Annotated in this window: 18 protein-coding genes and 1 riboswitch; of the genes, 12 read left to right on the top strand and 6 right to left on the bottom strand. The window is 60.0% G+C overall.

Annotation, left to right across the window (positions count from 1 at the left end):
- Window positions 1-84: 84 nt before the first annotated feature.
- From MHM37_RS09000 to MHM37_RS08980, 5 genes are all read left to right on the top strand, one after another.
- Window positions 85-702, top strand: coding sequence for a hypothetical protein (locus tag MHM37_RS09000; protein WP_239296413.1), 618 nt, complete (start codon window positions 85-87; stop codon window positions 700-702).
- A 282-nt stretch (window positions 703-984) separates the two neighbouring features.
- Window positions 985-1,719, top strand: a complete 735-nt coding sequence (locus MHM37_RS08995; RefSeq protein WP_239296414.1) for an ABC transporter ATP-binding protein — start codon at window positions 985-987, stop codon at window positions 1,717-1,719.
- Window positions 1,703-2,593, top strand: coding sequence for a metal ABC transporter permease (locus tag MHM37_RS08990; protein WP_239296371.1), 891 nt, complete (start codon window positions 1,703-1,705; stop codon window positions 2,591-2,593). The genes MHM37_RS08995 and MHM37_RS08990 overlap by 17 nt, the downstream gene beginning before the upstream one ends.
- Window positions 2,594-2,636: 43 nt before the next feature.
- Window positions 2,637-3,692: a zinc ABC transporter substrate-binding protein gene (locus MHM37_RS08985; RefSeq protein ID WP_239296372.1), complete on the top strand. Its 1,056-nt coding sequence runs from the start codon at window positions 2,637-2,639 to the stop codon at window positions 3,690-3,692.
- Window positions 3,693-3,831: 139 nt separating this feature from the next.
- Window positions 3,832-4,509: a cupin domain-containing protein gene (locus tag MHM37_RS08980; protein WP_239296373.1), complete on the top strand. Its 678-nt coding sequence runs from the start codon at window positions 3,832-3,834 to the stop codon at window positions 4,507-4,509.
- On the opposite strand, the gene MHM37_RS08975 is transcribed toward MHM37_RS08980, so the two are convergent.
- Window positions 4,506-4,871: a DUF6164 family protein gene (locus MHM37_RS08975; RefSeq protein WP_239296374.1), complete on the bottom strand. Its 366-nt coding sequence runs from the start codon at window positions 4,869-4,871 to the stop codon at window positions 4,506-4,508. The two genes, MHM37_RS08980 and MHM37_RS08975, sit on opposite strands and share 4 nt — an antisense overlap.
- Window positions 4,872-4,873: 2 nt before the next feature.
- Window positions 4,874-5,407, bottom strand: coding sequence for a lactoylglutathione lyase (gene gloA / locus MHM37_RS08970; protein WP_139527884.1), 534 nt, complete (start codon window positions 5,405-5,407; stop codon window positions 4,874-4,876).
- Between the two features lie 191 nt (window positions 5,408-5,598).
- On the opposite strand from gloA, the gene MHM37_RS08965 reads away from it, so the two are divergent.
- From MHM37_RS08965 to MHM37_RS08935, 7 genes are all read left to right on the top strand, one after another.
- On the top strand, window positions 5,599-5,973 hold the full coding sequence (locus MHM37_RS08965) for a DUF2237 domain-containing protein (protein ID WP_139527883.1): 375 nt from the start codon (window positions 5,599-5,601) through the stop codon (window positions 5,971-5,973).
- 124 nt (window positions 5,974-6,097) lie between these two features.
- Window positions 6,098-6,442, top strand: a complete 345-nt coding sequence (locus MHM37_RS08960) for a hypothetical protein (protein WP_139527882.1) — start codon at window positions 6,098-6,100, stop codon at window positions 6,440-6,442.
- Window positions 6,443-6,486: 44 nt separating this feature from the next.
- Window positions 6,487-6,578: riboswitch (TPP riboswitch) on the top strand.
- 24 nt (window positions 6,579-6,602) lie between these two features.
- Window positions 6,603-7,412 (top strand): hydroxyethylthiazole kinase, encoded by an 810-nt coding sequence (gene thiM, locus MHM37_RS08955; RefSeq protein ID WP_239296376.1) that lies wholly within the window; start codon window positions 6,603-6,605, stop codon window positions 7,410-7,412.
- Entirely contained in the window at window positions 7,402-8,016 is a 615-nt protein-coding gene (thiE, locus tag MHM37_RS08950; protein WP_239296377.1) for a thiamine phosphate synthase, read from the top strand. Before thiM ends, thiE begins: the two co-directional genes overlap by 11 nt.
- Window positions 8,013-8,933, top strand: coding sequence for a LysR family transcriptional regulator (locus tag MHM37_RS08945; RefSeq protein WP_239296378.1), 921 nt, complete (start codon window positions 8,013-8,015; stop codon window positions 8,931-8,933). Before thiE ends, MHM37_RS08945 begins: the two co-directional genes overlap by 4 nt.
- A gap of 90 nt (window positions 8,934-9,023) precedes the next feature.
- A complete protein-coding gene (locus MHM37_RS08940; RefSeq protein ID WP_153843235.1) occupies window positions 9,024-9,431 on the top strand; it encodes a DoxX family protein in 408 nt (135 codons plus the stop codon).
- Window positions 9,432-9,487: 56 nt separating this feature from the next.
- Window positions 9,488-10,225 (top strand): class III extradiol ring-cleavage dioxygenase, encoded by a 738-nt coding sequence (locus MHM37_RS08935; protein WP_153843236.1) that lies wholly within the window; start codon window positions 9,488-9,490, stop codon window positions 10,223-10,225.
- Between the two features lie 3 nt (window positions 10,226-10,228).
- Here MHM37_RS08935 and MHM37_RS08930 read toward each other — a convergent pair whose 3' ends face one another.
- The 4 genes from MHM37_RS08930 to rpoA all read right to left on the bottom strand — a co-directional run bounded on the left by MHM37_RS08930 (window position 10,229) and on the right by rpoA (window position 14,220).
- Window positions 10,229-11,104: a DMT family transporter gene (locus tag MHM37_RS08930; protein ID WP_153843237.1), complete on the bottom strand. Its 876-nt coding sequence runs from the start codon at window positions 11,102-11,104 to the stop codon at window positions 10,229-10,231.
- A gap of 105 nt (window positions 11,105-11,209) precedes the next feature.
- A complete protein-coding gene (locus tag MHM37_RS08925; protein WP_239296379.1) occupies window positions 11,210-12,601 on the bottom strand; it encodes a serine hydrolase in 1,392 nt (463 codons plus the stop codon).
- A gap of 197 nt (window positions 12,602-12,798) precedes the next feature.
- Entirely contained in the window at window positions 12,799-13,185 is a 387-nt protein-coding gene (gene rplQ, locus MHM37_RS08920) for a 50S ribosomal protein L17 (RefSeq protein ID WP_044628819.1), read from the bottom strand.
- 39 nt (window positions 13,186-13,224) lie between these two features.
- Complete coding sequence (gene rpoA / locus MHM37_RS08915) at window positions 13,225-14,220, bottom strand: DNA-directed RNA polymerase subunit alpha (protein ID WP_016915790.1); 996 nt, start codon at window positions 14,218-14,220, stop codon at window positions 13,225-13,227.
- Between the last annotated feature and the right edge of the window lie 68 nt (window positions 14,221-14,288).

The raw sequence follows: 14,288 nt of genomic DNA, 5'->3' as shown, positions 1-14,288 counted from the left end.
TTAACACTCATTTCTCAGCCCTTCAGGCGGTTCCCCATGCAATTACCCCTTTATTTGCGCGTGCTTTTCGCAGCAGTTCCGCTGATGCTGGCACTGCCCGCCCAGGCGCAGCCAGCGGATGACTGGGCGGCTTACGATGAGGTATTCGAAAGCGGTGCCCAACAGGCCCACGTTTGGCAGTGGGGATGGACGGGTGTTTATGCCACGAGCCTGGCCTATAACGCCTACCAATCGAGCGAGGCCAGTGATCCGGACGACCGTTTCGATGCTCGCGTTGGCGTGGTGAAATCCGCGTTAGCGCTAGGGGGTATGCTGACCGACCGCCAACCGCATCCGGCGGCGCTGGCGGAGTACGAACGCTTGAAAGCGCAGGGCGATCTGAGCGGCGTACAGGCGCTAGGGCTGTCGCTTGCCCAGGCGGAACGGGAGCGCCGCGGGCTCGAGGCGCGGGTTGGCTCGTTGGTGGTGAATACCGTAGCGGGCGCGGTCATTGCCGCCGACGGTCGTGAGCGCGATGGCGCGATGAACTTTGCGACGGGCATGCTGATCAATGAGCTACAAATTTGGACGCAGCCCCGCCAGGCGACCCGCGCTATCAATCGCTTCCAACCCGCCCGCGTATCGCTTGGCCCACTCACGCTGGAAGGCGAGTACGCGCTGTTGGTATCCCCTGAGCAGATTGGCGCCGTTTGGCGTTACTAGGATCACTTGGTATATCTCTCAAACATAAGCTCGCTCATCGTTGTCAGCACGCGATGAGCGCGTAAAATATTCGCCACTTTTTTGGTTTCACAAAACGTTATGTTATAACTTATTTATTGGTAAGTGAGGTTGCTCGATGAGTGCGCACATGCATCGCCATAACAAGGAAGGTCCTTGTCATTTTTCATTGATGTCGCTGTCGGCCACGAAGCGGCTCGGGCTGATGGCGCTGCCGTTGTTGGCCTTGTGGGGGCTGGTGGTATGGGCCAGCGGGTGGCCGCTATGAGCGAGCGTTCACCATCGCGCTTGCAGCTTCACGATCTGCATTTGGCCCAGGGTCGCCGCACGGTGCTCGAGCATGTGGATGGCGATATCAAACCCGGTGCGATTACCGCGCTCATCGGCGCGAACGGGGCCGGTAAAAGCACGCTGATCCAGGCCATCATGGGCGAACTTCGCCCTATTAGTGGCAAGGTGGTGTGTACGGTGGATAACGCTCGCCGCGCTTGGCTACCCCAGCAGTTGGCGCTGGATCTGACCTTCCCGATGAGCGTGGAAGAGCTGGTGATGACTGGCAGTTGGCCAAGCCACGGGGCGCTGAAAGGGTACTGTGCCGCCCATTACCGCAAGGGCCGTGAGATCATGGCGCGCTTGGGCATTTCTCACTTGGCGCACCGCCCCCTGGGCGAGCTGTCCGGTGGCCAGCGCCAGCGGGCGCTGATTGGGCGAACGCTGATGCAAGAGGCAGAACTGCTGCTATTGGATGAGCCGTTTGCCAACGTGGACAGCGACACGGTGGATATCTTGATTCGCATTCTGCGCCAAATGGCCGACGACGGCGTCACGATCATCATCGTACTGCACGATATGGATCACCTGCGTCGCCTGGCCGATGAGGTATTGATGCTGAGCGCTGGCCACGGCCGCTGGGTCGCCCCCAGCGCGCTCAATCAGCAGCATGCATCTGCCCAAGTGGTGCCGTTTACGCTGGGAGGGCGTCATGCTGGAACTGCTTAATACCTGGTTCGTCAGCCCGTTCGATTACGGTTTCATGCGCCGCGCCGTGGTCGGCGGGCTCGCGCTCTCACTGGCCGCCCCGCCGCTGGGGGTGTTTTTGGTGCTGCGTGGCATGAGTCTGATTGGCGATGCCATGGCCCATGCGATTCTGCCCGGCGTGGCGCTGGGCTTTTTGCTGGCGGGCTTTTCGCTACCGGTGATGAGCGTGGGTGGCGTGCTATTTGGGGTGATGGTGGCCTTGCTGGCGGGAGCGGTCTCGAAAATGGGCGGCCAGCGGGAAGATGCCGCCATGGCGAGCTTTTTCATCATTTCCCTGGCTGCTGGGGTCATGCTGATCTCCATGGGGGGCAGCAGCGTGGATTTAACCCACGTACTGTTTGGCTCCATTTTGGCGATCAACTCCACGGCGCTGCTGTTGATTGCGTCGATCAGCACACTGATCGTCATCACCCTGGCGATCATTTTCCGCGCCCTGGTGGTGGAGTGTCTGGATCCGCTATTTTTGCGCGGCCAACACCGCCGCAGCGGCTGGGTGCACAGCATCTTTTTAGGGCTGTTGGTGCTCAACTTGACCGCCGGTTTCCAAACGCTCGGCACGCTGATGGCCGTTGGCTTGATGATGCTGCCCGCCACGGCGGCACGGTTTTGGAGCAAGCGTCTGGAAGGGTTGATGGGCATTGCCGTCGTGCTGGCGATGCTGGCCAGCACCGGCGGGCTGCTGCTGTCGTTCCATTTGGACACGCCCTCGGGCCCGAGCATCATCTTGCTGGCTGGGGTGGCCTATTTGTTCTCGGCGCTGTTTGGCCGCTACCACAGTTTGGCCGCCAAGCTGCGCCGTAAAACCACGCCGCTGGCGATGGAGCATTCTCACTAGCGAGTCGTCGTTATCCGTTTTCTTACATCATCAGGAGCATGTTATGTCGCTTTTCTCTTCATCGCGTTGGTTAGTCGGCGTGTCGGCCATGTTGGCGTTGCCTGCGGCCATGGCGAACGAGCGGGTTCAAGTCGTCACCAGTTTCTCCATCTTGGCGGATATGGTCGAGAACGTCGGCGGAGAGCATGTGGAGGTCAGCGCCCTGGTTGGCCCGGATGGCGATGCTCACGTTTACTCCCCAAGCCCCGGCGATGCCCGCGCACTGGCAGGGGCAGACCTAGTGGTCTTCAACGGTTTGCTGTTCGAGGGCTGGATGGAGCGCCTGATTGACTCCAGCGATTACGACGGCCCATTGGTCACCGCCACCGACGGCATCGCACCCCGCGCTTTTGCGTCGCACGGCCACGATGACCACGCGCACCATGACGAGCACGACCATGCGCATGAAGAACACGGTCATGAAGAGCATGAACATGAAAAGCACAGCCATCATGAACACGGTCACGACGATCATGCGCATGATGACCATAGCGGTCACGAGCATGGTGATGACGACCCTCACGCTTGGCAAGATCTGCAGCAGGCGAAAGTCTACGTCACCAATATTCGCGATGGCTTGATCGAGGCGGATAGCGCCAATGCGCAGAGCTACCAAGCCAACGCCGAGCGTTATCTGGCAGAGCTGGATAACGTTGATGCCGAGATTCGTGAACTGCTAAGCGAGATTCCTGCGTCGGCCAGCGTCATCACCGGCCATGACTCCTTTGGCTACTTCTCCAGCGCCTACGGCGTGAATTTTCTTTCACCGGTTGGTCTATCGACCGAAGCCGATCCCAGCGGTGCCAGCATGGCCGCACTGATCGATGTGATCGAGCAGGAGAACGTACAGGCGCTGTTCCACGAGAACATGACCAACCAAGCGATCATTACGCAGCTAGCGGAAGAGACCGGCCTGCCCATCGCTGGCACGCTATACGCCGATGCGCTGGCCAGTGAAGGCGATGCCAGCACCTACCTTGGCATGATGCGCCATAACGCCCGGGTGCTGCACGATGCCCTAGCTACTCCGGGCCATGAAGCTCATGGTCATCGCCACTAGACCAGGCCGGAAAGGCCCTATACCGCCCCATTAGGGCGGTATTTTTTTGCATTGCATTTTGCTGTCGGGATGGGGAGACTGACACTAACAACGCCGCTGCCACTGTTCACTGTTTACTTCACCGCAAAGAGCCACGACCATGCGCCTAAACGCCGACTTTAGCCACTTTGCCTGTGTCACGCCGGAACAGTATCACTGGGTGGCCTCGCCTAGCGCAGGTGTCGAACGTATGATGCTGGATCGCATTGGCGATGAGGTGGCCCGCGCCACGAGCCTGGTGCGCTACGCGCCCAACAGCCAGTTCAGCCGCCATACCCACGAAGGCGGTGAGGAAATTTTGGTACTCGAAGGCGTGTTTGCCGATGAGCATGGCCGTTACCCAGCGGGCAGCTATCTACGCAACCCCATCGGCACGGGGCACACGCCGCGCATTGGCGACGAGGGTGCGCTGATCCTGGTGAAACTTCATCAGTTCGATAAAAACGACCTGCTCCAACTCGCCATTCCCGCCCACCGCCTGCCCTGGCAGCCCGACCGTCGGCCAGGCATCACCTACAAAATGCTGCACACCTATCAACATGAACGCGTCAGCCTAGAGCGTTGGGAAGGCGAGGTCATTATCGACTATCCGGCACTGCCGGGCGGCTTGGAGCTGTTCGTACTGGAGGGCTCGCTACGTGACGCAGACACCGAGTACCCGGCAGGTAGCTGGTGCCGCTATCCCCCGGGGGCTGCCCCGCGGCTTAGCGCTGGACCCTCAGGGGTCATGATGTACATCAAACGCGGACACCTATCTAACGCGCTGTGCGACGTTTAGCGGGCGAGTCCTACGAACGGCAGTAAGGTCAGCAGAGCGATCATAAGCACCGCCACGATCACTAGCGTGACTTGAAGCGGATGGGCCATGAAGCGTCGCCACAGCGTAGGGGCATCATCACGCGCCAGCGCCTCTTCGTGTTCACGGCGCACCTTGGCTAATCGCTCGGCCTGGTAACGCGCCAGCACCGCCTCGGCATCGTCTTGCTGTGCTGGGTCGCGCAACCAGATGGCGTCGACTCCCAGGCGGAAAAAGCCCGCTTGGGTTTCGTACACGTCGAAGCCATGTTCTTCCAGCAGTTGGCGGACTTCCATGGCCTCTTCATCGGTCACGTGGTGCAACCGAAACAGCAGATGAGCCATCGTTAATCGCCCATGCCTGCCATACGGTCGGCTTGAATCACTTCGATCCAGTAGCCATCGGCGTCTTTGACGAAGATCACGTCTTTCATTTTGCCTTGGTCGGCACGCTTCACGAAGGTGACGTCGTGCTCATCGAACCACGCTTGGGCGGCTTCCAAGTCCGGCACGCTAAAACAGATGTGCCCGAAGCCTTGCGGCTCGGCATTACCGTCGTGGTAGGCAAAGTCCTGCTCGTTTTCGGTGCCCCAGTTGTGGGTCAGCTCTAGCAGGCCTTTCTGGCTGAAGGTCCAGGCGGTGCGCGCTTGGGTCTCTTCCGGCACGTGATCGCTCTCCTCGACATTGGCCAGAAAGTAGAGCGAAAACTGCATCTCCTCGAAGTCCAGACGGCGCAGCACCTGCATGCCAAACACCTTGGAGTAAAACGCGAGCGCACGCTCAGGGTCTTTGACCCGCAGCATGGTGTGGTTCAAGCGAAAGCCCTGGGTTTGCGAAGCGGCCGGGGTCACCCCCGGATGCTGTTCACCTTGATACGACATGACACTCTCCTGGTTGGATGATGCTTGTGTTTACGCGATGCAAAATCTTTGACGGACGTATGACTTTGTACAAGGCTTAGGCGACAGCGTCGTGCTTCCCGCTGCCTGTGCATCACTGCCTTTGAAGGCGTTATTTCCCATGTTATGAGGGCGAGGAACGCAGAATTCCAGCCTGCCCCCGAGGAGTCTTTATGTCCCGTGATCTAAACGTATTGGGTGAACCGCTCACGCCCTGCTGCCACTCGCCGAAAACCGGTTTCTATCGCGATGGTTTTTGCCGGGTAGGGCCAGACGATGTCGGCATCCATTCGGTGTGCGCCATGGTGACCGAGGAGTTTTTGGCCTTCTCCAAGGCGCAAGGCAACGACTTGGTGACACCGCGGCCGGAGTTTGGCTTTCCCGGTTTGAAACCCGGGGATCGCTGGTGTCTTTGCGCGCACCGCTGGGCCGAAGCGGCACAGGTAGGACTCGCGCCGCCGGTCGTTTTGTCCGGTACGAACGAGCGAACGCTGGACATCATTCCACTGGTCAAACTCCAGCAGCATGCGCTAGATGCCGTGCATTAATACCTGGGCAAAGGCGCCCCCGAATGCCCCTGGAAAAATGATGCAAATCTTCTACACTTCTATTTCGACAATTTTACATAGTGACCCGTGATGCCCCATGAACGGCGTCCGATAGGAGCACGTCATGACCGCTATCGATATGACCCTTGGCGATCGCCTGACATTGAAGCAGCTGAGTAATGCGATTCAAAACGGCTTCTCCCCCATCGTCGAAGTCGAATCCATGGACGGTATCTACAAAGTGCGTTTCCACCATGCTAATGGCGTCTCGGACCTCTGTGACGCTCAAGGTCGCGTCAGCACCTTTCTGGGAACCGGTGAAATTCGCGACGCTCTGGGCCAGCTCGGCTTAACCCATGGCGTGCTGACCTTTGCCGATCAGTGCGGCGACGAAATGATTGGCGTGCAGGGCCGAGCCATCACCCCTGACGAAATGCTCACGTACGGGACCCGCATCGCGTTTCGTTAACTCGTTGCGGGCTTTACAGCGCCGCCCAAGGCTAGGATAGTACCCACCAACGACAGGGGCGCCGCTCAGCGGCTGAGAAGCACCCTTTGAACCTGAACCGGATAACGCCGGCGTAGGGAGTCGTGGTGCTTACCACCACCTCCTTACCCGGGAGGAAACCATGACTTACCCCCCACTTGGCGATATGCTCGCTGCCCTGCGCGAGTCCACGCCGCTCGTTCACTGCATGACCAATTACGTGGCCATGAACAGTACCGCCAACCTGCTGCTGGCCACGGGCGCATCGCCTGCCATGCTGCACGCCGCAGAAGAGGTCGCTGAATTTACCACGATGGCAGACGCGCTCTCCATCAATATCGGCACGCTCTCTGCCCCCTGGGCTGAGTCGATGCAGCTGGCGGCGCGCACGGCCGACACGACCGACACCCCCTGGGTGCTGGACCCCGTCGCCGTCGGGGCCACCGAGTTCCGCCAGCGGGTGTGCCAGGCGCTGCTGTCCCATCGCCCCAGCGTCATTCGCGCCAATGCCTCGGAAGTGATGGCTCTGGCCGGCTTGGCCAGCCAAGGGCGTGGGGTCGATGCGACCGCCACCACCGATGACGCCACTCACGCCGCCATGACGCTCGCCCAGCGGCAACGCTGCATCGTCGCCATGACCGGCGAAACCGATGTCATCACCGATGGCATCCACCACGTACGGTTAACCGGGGGCCACCCGCTGATGCCCCGCGTCACGACGCTCGGCTGTGGCTTGAGCGCCTTGGTGGCCGGGTTCGTTGCCGCCAACCGCGAGCACCCGCTGGCCGCGACGCTGGCCGCCTTGGCGTGCTTTGGCATCGCCGGTCATCGTGCGGGTCAGCAGGCCAAGGGGCCGGGCAGCTTTCAGGTCGCGTTTCTGGATGCACTGTACCAGCTCACTCCAGAGGATCTTTCGTCGCAAAGCCAAGTGGAGACGCTGCATGCCGTGTGATCTTTCGCTCTATTTGGTGACCGATGCCGCTCTGTGCGCGGAAGCGGGCCTCGAAGCGACGGTGGAAGCCGCCGTCAAAGGCGGAGTCACCGTGGTGCAGCTACGCGACAAGCATGCCAGCGACGAGGCGATGATCGAACAAGCCAAGCGCCTCAAAAGGCTGCTGGCGGGCACCCATGTGCCGCTGATCATCAACGACAGACTCGCCGTGGCCATCGCCAGCGGTGCCGACGGCCTGCATGTTGGCCAGAGCGATACCGCGGTTCCAGAGGCGCGGGAGGCGCTGGGGCCGCAGGCCATTCTAGGACTGTCGATCAACACCCTCGCGCAGCTTCGTGACGCGCCCATCGCGCTGTTGGACTACGTCGGGTTAGGCCCCATTTTCGCCACTGCCAGCAAGCAGGATCATGCTCGGCCCATCGGCTTCGAGGGCTTAGCCGAGCTGGTGCGCGCCTGCCCGTTGCCCAGCGTGGCGATTGGCGGCTTAAAGGCGCAGCACGCCACCCAAGTGAGTGCCGCCGGCGCCCAAGGGATGGCGGTGATTTCTGCGATCTGCGGCCAGCCCGACCCTTACCGGGCGGCGCTGGCGTTTCGCGCCCCATGAGTCGACTCGACCAGCTGACCGCCTTCGTCAAAGTGGCGGAGCTTGGCAGCTATACCCGCGCTGCCGAGGCATTGGATCTTTCACGTACGCGGGTGTCGCGGCAGGTCATGGCGCTAGAGGAGACGCTGGGCGCTCGCTTGATTCAGCGCACGACGCGGCGGCTGCATCTTACCGATGCGGGAGAGCGCTATTTAGCCCATGCCCAGGCCATTTTGCTGGCGTTGGAGGAGGCCGCTGCCGATGTCGGCAGTGGCACTCACACTGTGAGTGGGCGGCTGCGCATCAATGGTCCCATGAGTTTCGGCACGCGCTATCTCGCGCCTCAGGTAGCGCAGTTCATGCAGGCGCACCCCGCACTCGATGTACGCCTCGATCTCAACGACCGCCGCGTAGATTTGTTGGAGGAGGGCTATGATGTCGCCATCCGCATCGGCAGCCTGCCCGACTCCAGCCTGATCGCCAGACGGCTAGCCCGCTGCCAGCTCGTGCTGTGCGCGTCACCCGGCTATTTAGCGCAGCATGGTACGCCTTTGCGCATCGAAGACCTTACCCAGCACCACTGCCTACGCTACCGCAGCGGGCAGAACAGCGGCGACTGGCGCTTCGGCCAGCAGTACGTTAGCGTCACGGGGCCGCTGGAGAGCAATAATGGGGATATGTTGACCCATGCCGCAGAAGCGGGATTAGGCATCGCCCAACAACCCAGTTTTCTGATTCATGAGAGCGTACAGCGGGGACACTTGGTGCCGCTTCTATTAGACCTACCGCCGACCTACCTAGACATACACGCCCTCTACCCCGCACGGCGTTTTCTACCCGCCAAGGTAGCGCACTTCATCGATCAGTTGGCCGATGCCTGGGGCGACCCACCCATATGGGAACAGGGGCTTGGATTATCGCGTATATCGCAACAGTAAAGTGCTCATCGGTTAGATTATCTTCTCCTCTCGCTAGCCTACAGTAGCATCATCGCATCCATGGTGATGCCCAAAACGCGAGAGAGTGCTATGACGACGTTACCTACCCCGACGACAACCCTTCATGCAACCGCCCTACTGCGCGTTAGCCTAGGTGTGATGGCCCTGGCTCACGGCCTGATGAAAGTGTTCGTGTTTACTCTTCCTGGCACGGTGGGCTACTTCGAATCGCTTGGCCTGCCCGGTTTCATGGCTTACTTGACCATTGCCGCCGAAGTCGGCGGAGGCTTGGCCCTGATGCTGGGCCTATACACCCGCTGGGTGAGTCTGGCGCTAGTACCGGTGCTGCTCGGCGCCGCCTGGGTACACCTCGGTAACGGCTGGGTCTTCTCCAATCCCGGCGGCGGCTGGGAGTTCCCAGTGTTCTGGGCCGTGGCCCTCCTGGTGCAAGCCGGCCTGGGCAGCGGTAGCTTCGTCATCAGCCGCCGACTGGCATAATCCAATGGCCTGCCGAGAATCACACGTTGGCAGGCCCATTGACTGGAGCGCATCCTATGTTACCGAGTCTCTTCATCTCCCACGGCTCTCCCATGCTGGCGCTCACCCCCACGCCAGCCCATCACTTCTTGAGGAAGCTGGGCCGCACTCTGCGACCCAAGGCCGTCGTGGTGGTTTCAGCACACTGGGAGACCGAACGGTTGCAGGTGAGCCGTAGCGCGACACCTACGACTATCCACGATTTTGGCGGTTTTCCCGACGCCCTGTTTGCCGTGCAGTACCCAGCGCCTGGGGAACCCGTCTTGGCCAAACGTTTGGCCCAACAGCTAGGCGCCACGGAGACGGAGCGCGGACTGGATCACGGCGCGTGGGTGCCACTGTCACTGATGCATCCGGATGCCGATATACCGGTGGTGTCGCTATCACTGCCCAGCCGCTGGGGTGCTAGCGAGTTGATCGCCCTGGGCGAGCAGCTCGCACCGCTGCGTCAGGAGGGTATCCTGGTGATCGGTTCGGGCAGCTTGACCCACAATCTCTACGAGCTGCAGGCTCAGGGCAGTCAAGTGCCGGCTTGGGTCGAGCGTTTCGCCGAGTGGGTGCATGCAAGGCTGCGAGAAGATGACCGCGATGCACTCATCCACTGGCAACGCGGCCCCGATGCTGAACGTAATCACCCCACACCCGAGCACTTTCAGCCGCTTCTGGTAGCCATGGGGGCGGGCGGACAGGCAACACTGCGTCATCACAGCGTCGAACACGGCGTGCTGGCCATGGATGTCTATCAGTTTGCCTAACGTCTACGCCGTTGGGCGGCGTTTCAAGGTAGTGCGTCGATCGTGGTAAGCGATAGCTAAGCCGCTCAACATGATCAGCGCGCTGCCGACCCATACCCAAAGGTCCGGCAGCTCTCCCCAGAACCACCAACCCAACAGCACCGCCCAGAGCATGGCCGTATAATCGAAAGGGGCTGCAATGGCCGCAGGCGCATAGCGAAAGGCCAGAGTAATGAATGCCGTGGCACCGACACCCAACACCCCAGATACCAAAAATCCAAGCCAATGCCACGGCTGTGGGGTTTGCCATACCCAGGGCAAACTCACGGCCGTCACGACCAGCGGCACCATGGTCATATAGAACACCATCGCCCATAGGTGCTCGTTGGCGCCATAGCGCCGCGCCGTCACCATCATGAGCGCATAGAACACCGCCGCCGCAAGAACGATCATTGCGCCCAGCTGGAAAGCATCACCGCCAGGGCGCACGACGATCAGCACTCCTAAGAAGCCTAGCAGCGACGCCACCAGCACCGGCGGGTCGATACGCTCACCCAGCAGCGGTACGGAGAGTAGCGTCACGAACAGCGGCGCGACGAAGGCAATCGCCGTGGCCTCGGCCAAGGGCAGCAGGGTCAAGCCCCACACGAAGCAGACCATCGTGGCGGTGTAAATCAAACCGCGCAGCAGATGCACGCCTGGACGCCGAGTACGCAGCTTGCGTAATCCGCCGCTTACGTAAGCCAACAGGGCAATCAGCGGCAGCGATACCAATGTGCGGAAAAAGATGATCTGTAAGGGCGAGTGGACGGCTCCCAGCCATTTAGAGACCGCATCGCCAAGCGCCAAAAACAGCACGCCTAAGCACATGAATAAAATGCCTTTTAGCGAGGGCGTCATCCGTTGTCTCCTCTTCTACGTTTATTATTGTGGCTGCGCACCCAGACGCACAGCATAAAAAAGCCCCGCCAACCGGGGATTGGCGGGGCAGCGATATCATGCGGCTCAAAGACTCGCGTTGACCACCATGCAGTCCATGCCCTGCGCCTGTAGCGCTTGGCACGCTTGGCGTGCCTGCGATTCGTTCAATGAGACGACACGGGCGCGAAACACTGTCGTGGGCCCCTGAAGCGGATCGATGGCAACGCGGCCTCCCACGCTCGTTGGCAGCCGCTGTGCGGCTTGGCGAGCAAACTGCTCTGCCTGTGCCGCTTGGCTAAATGCTCCGACTTGTATGCCCCAACTCGCCGAGGCTGCTTGCCCCTCAGGCGACGCACTGGCCAGTACCTGCTCCCGCTCGATAAAGGCCTGCAGCGGATCTGGAGACGCGGAGGGCGGCGTACGGTCTGCCTCAGCAGCATCGATGAGTTGAGATTCGACTGCCTGCGCGGGCGTTGTGCGTGTAGCGCTCGGTGTCGGGGAGAGGGACGTTGCCGAGACATTGGCTACCATCGGCTGGTTAGAGGGTCGAACAGGCATTGACTGTCGCAGCGGTTGCGCAGGCCCGGCAAAGCCCATGAACTCACTGGAAAAGCTCGTGTTCGCCAACCAGGTGCGCCGATCTCTGAGCGAGGCGCGCATAAAGCTACGGTCCAGCAGATCCGCCATGTGGGTATCTCGCGAGGAGGAGCTAAATCCGCCCATCACCACGGCCACCATCCGCCGACCGTTGTGAACGGCGGTGGTGGCTACGTTAAAGCCCGACGCGCGAATGAAGCCGGTTTTCAAGCCGTCGGCACCGGGGTAGTCGCGCACCAAGCGATTGTGGCTGGTATGGCGCGTGCCACGATAGGTGAACTCCTGCAACCCGAAGTAGTGATAGTATTGAGGAAAGTCCTGCATGACTCGTACCGAGAGCGTCAGCATGTCACGCGCGGTCGTCCTTTGCTGGTCATCGGGCAGCCCAGAGGCGTTGCGGAAGGTGGTGGCGTTCATCCCCAGTTCACGGGCTTTCACCGTCATCAGGTTAGCAAAGCGCTGCTCGCTGCCACCTAATGCTTCCGCCACGACCACGGCCACATCGTTGGCAGAGCGCACGGCTAGCGCACGAATCGCCGTATCCACAGGAATGGAGCTACCGGCCGACAGCCATAGTTTGGTCGCCGGCATGGCAGCCGCCTGAGCAGAAACGGGCAACGGCTGATCGAGGCTTAGTCTTCCCTCCTCCAGCGCTTCGAATGTTAGGTAGAGCGTCATCATTTTCGTGAGCGACGCAGGATAGCGTGGCTCGTCAGCATTTTCAGCGTATAGCACTTCGCCGTTTTCGAGATCCACAACGATGCCTGCATAACGAGGATTCGCCTGGGCGTTGGCGCTACCCATCAGCATCATCATCAGCATGACCAGTAGCCAGTGCGCCGCCCAAACCGCTGTGCTCACTCCTCGTGTTGTTGCCATACCGACCTCTTACTGATTGATCACACTGCCCGACGCTTGGCCGTTCATACGGCTGCTGCATTAGCCTAGCATGCCTTATCGTTAAATTGATCTTCCCTTAGAGCATTCATCTCGATAAAGCAGCGGAAAAAGCGCAGATATAAAAAAACCGACCCAAAAGGGTCGGTTTTCATTGTGCCTACCAGAAGGAGCAGCGCTTATTCAGCGACGGCTTCTTCTTCAGCCACCGGGCGGTCTACGAGCTCAACGTACGCCATGGGCGCGTTGTCGCCGGTGCGGTAACCGCACTTGAGAATACGGATGTAACCACCCGGACGCTCGGCGTAACGCGGACCCAGCTCGTTGAACAGTTTGCCGACGGCTTCTTTGGAGCGCGTACGAGCAAACGCCAAACGGCGGTTTGCAACGCTATCCTGCTTTGCCAGGGTGATCAGCGGCTCGATAACGCGACGCAGTTCCTTGGCCTTGGGCAGGGTTGTCTTGATGACTTCATGTTCGACCAGCGAGACAGACATGTTCTTGAACATGGCCTGACGGTGCGAGCTGGTACGATTCAGATGACGACCACTCTTACGATGACGCATGGTTGTGATTCCTTACCAAACTGGGACTCAAGTCGACGCTTACGCGGAAGCCTTGTCGTCCTTCAGGCTAGCGGGTGGCCAATTTTCCAGCCGCATGCCGAGGGACAAGCCGCGCGCTGCCAATACATCCTTGATTTCATTCAAGGACTTCTTACCGAGGTTCGGAGTCTTCAGCAGCTCCACTTCCGTGCGCTGAATCAGATCACCGATGTAGTAGATATTCTCGGCTTTGAGGCAGTTAGCGCTGCGTACGGTCAACTCGAGATCGTCTACGGGGCGCAATAGGATCGGATCGACGTGATCCTCTTCCTCTTCGACTTCCTGCTCTTTATCAGCTTCCAGGTCGACGAAGGCGGCCAGCTGCTCTTGCAGAATGGTCGCACTGCGACGGATAGCCTCTTCCGGATCCAGGGTACCGTCGGTTTCCAGGTCGATAATCAGCTTATCGAGGTCGGTACGCTGCTCGACACGAGCGGCTTCGACCGAGTAGGAAACACGGCGAACAGGGCTGAAGGTGGCATCCAGCTGCAAGCGTCCAATCGCACGGGTCTCTTCATCAGAGCCACGAGCGTCAGCCGGTTCGTAACCACGACCCAGCGCGACCTTAAGCTGAATTTTCAGCTCGGCACCTTCATTGACGTGTGCAATGACATGGTCCGGGTTGACGATTTCGACGCTATGATCAAGCGCAATGTCGCCAGCGGTGACGACGGCTGGGCCCTGCTTGTTCAGCGAGAGCACCGCCTCATCGCGGCTGTGCATCTTGATCGCAACATCTTTCAAGTTCAGGAGGATTTCGATGACATCTTCCTGCACCCCTTCGAGCGCACTGTATTCGTGCTCTACACCGGCAATTTCAGCCTCTACCACAGCGGCGCCGGGCATGGATGAAAGCAGAATGCGACGAAGTGCATTCCCCAGGGTGTGACCAAAGCCGCGCTCGAACGGTTCGAGGACGATTTTGGCATGATGTGCGCTGATTTCTTCGACCTTGATGTCGCGAGGACGAAGAAACTCTGTCACTGAACGCTGCATATGAACACCTTTCAGGCTGCCAAACGGATACTGAGTACTCTAAAGCACAATACTCAAGAGCATCTGGG

It is taken from the genome of Halomonas sp. MMH1-48 (genome assembly GCF_022348105.1).
GTDB classification, from domain to species: domain Bacteria; phylum Pseudomonadota; class Gammaproteobacteria; order Pseudomonadales; family Halomonadaceae; genus Vreelandella; species Vreelandella piezotolerans.
Note: the sequence above shows the minus strand (reverse complement) of the source record. Positions and strands in the feature narration are given on the sequence as shown.

Coding starts and splice junctions, on each gene's coding strand:
- MHM37_RS08925 (WP_239296379.1), bottom strand. CDS start 12,601: ATGGCAACAACACGAGGAGTGAGCACAGCGGTTTGGGCGGCGCACTGG.
- gloA (WP_139527884.1), bottom strand. CDS start 5,407: ATGTCGTATCAAGGTGAACAGCATCCGGGGGTGACCCCGGCCGCTTCG.
- MHM37_RS08930 (WP_153843237.1), bottom strand. CDS start 11,104: ATGACGCCCTCGCTAAAAGGCATTTTATTCATGTGCTTAGGCGTGCTG.
- MHM37_RS08965 (WP_139527883.1), top strand. CDS start 5,599: ATGTCCCGTGATCTAAACGTATTGGGTGAACCGCTCACGCCCTGCTGC.
- thiM (WP_239296376.1), top strand. CDS start 6,603: ATGACTTACCCCCCACTTGGCGATATGCTCGCTGCCCTGCGCGAGTCC.
- rplQ (WP_044628819.1), bottom strand. CDS start 13,185: ATGCGTCATCGTAAGAGTGGTCGTCATCTGAATCGTACCAGCTCGCAC.
- MHM37_RS08960 (WP_139527882.1), top strand. CDS start 6,098: ATGACCGCTATCGATATGACCCTTGGCGATCGCCTGACATTGAAGCAG.
- MHM37_RS08980 (WP_239296373.1), top strand. CDS start 3,832: ATGCGCCTAAACGCCGACTTTAGCCACTTTGCCTGTGTCACGCCGGAA.
- thiE (WP_239296377.1), top strand. CDS start 7,402: ATGCCGTGTGATCTTTCGCTCTATTTGGTGACCGATGCCGCTCTGTGC.
- MHM37_RS08985 (WP_239296372.1), top strand. CDS start 2,637: ATGTCGCTTTTCTCTTCATCGCGTTGGTTAGTCGGCGTGTCGGCCATG.
- rpoA (WP_016915790.1), bottom strand. CDS start 14,220: ATGCAGCGTTCAGTGACAGAGTTTCTTCGTCCTCGCGACATCAAGGTC.
- MHM37_RS08975 (WP_239296374.1), bottom strand. CDS start 4,871: ATGGCTCATCTGCTGTTTCGGTTGCACCACGTGACCGATGAAGAGGCC.
- MHM37_RS08990 (WP_239296371.1), top strand. CDS start 1,703: ATGCTGGAACTGCTTAATACCTGGTTCGTCAGCCCGTTCGATTACGGT.
- MHM37_RS08940 (WP_153843235.1), top strand. CDS start 9,024: ATGACGACGTTACCTACCCCGACGACAACCCTTCATGCAACCGCCCTA.
- MHM37_RS09000 (WP_239296413.1), top strand. CDS start 85: ATGCTGGCACTGCCCGCCCAGGCGCAGCCAGCGGATGACTGGGCGGCT.
- MHM37_RS08945 (WP_239296378.1), top strand. CDS start 8,013: ATGAGTCGACTCGACCAGCTGACCGCCTTCGTCAAAGTGGCGGAGCTT.
- MHM37_RS08935 (WP_153843236.1), top strand. CDS start 9,488: ATGTTACCGAGTCTCTTCATCTCCCACGGCTCTCCCATGCTGGCGCTC.
- MHM37_RS08995 (WP_239296414.1), top strand. CDS start 985: ATGAGCGAGCGTTCACCATCGCGCTTGCAGCTTCACGATCTGCATTTG.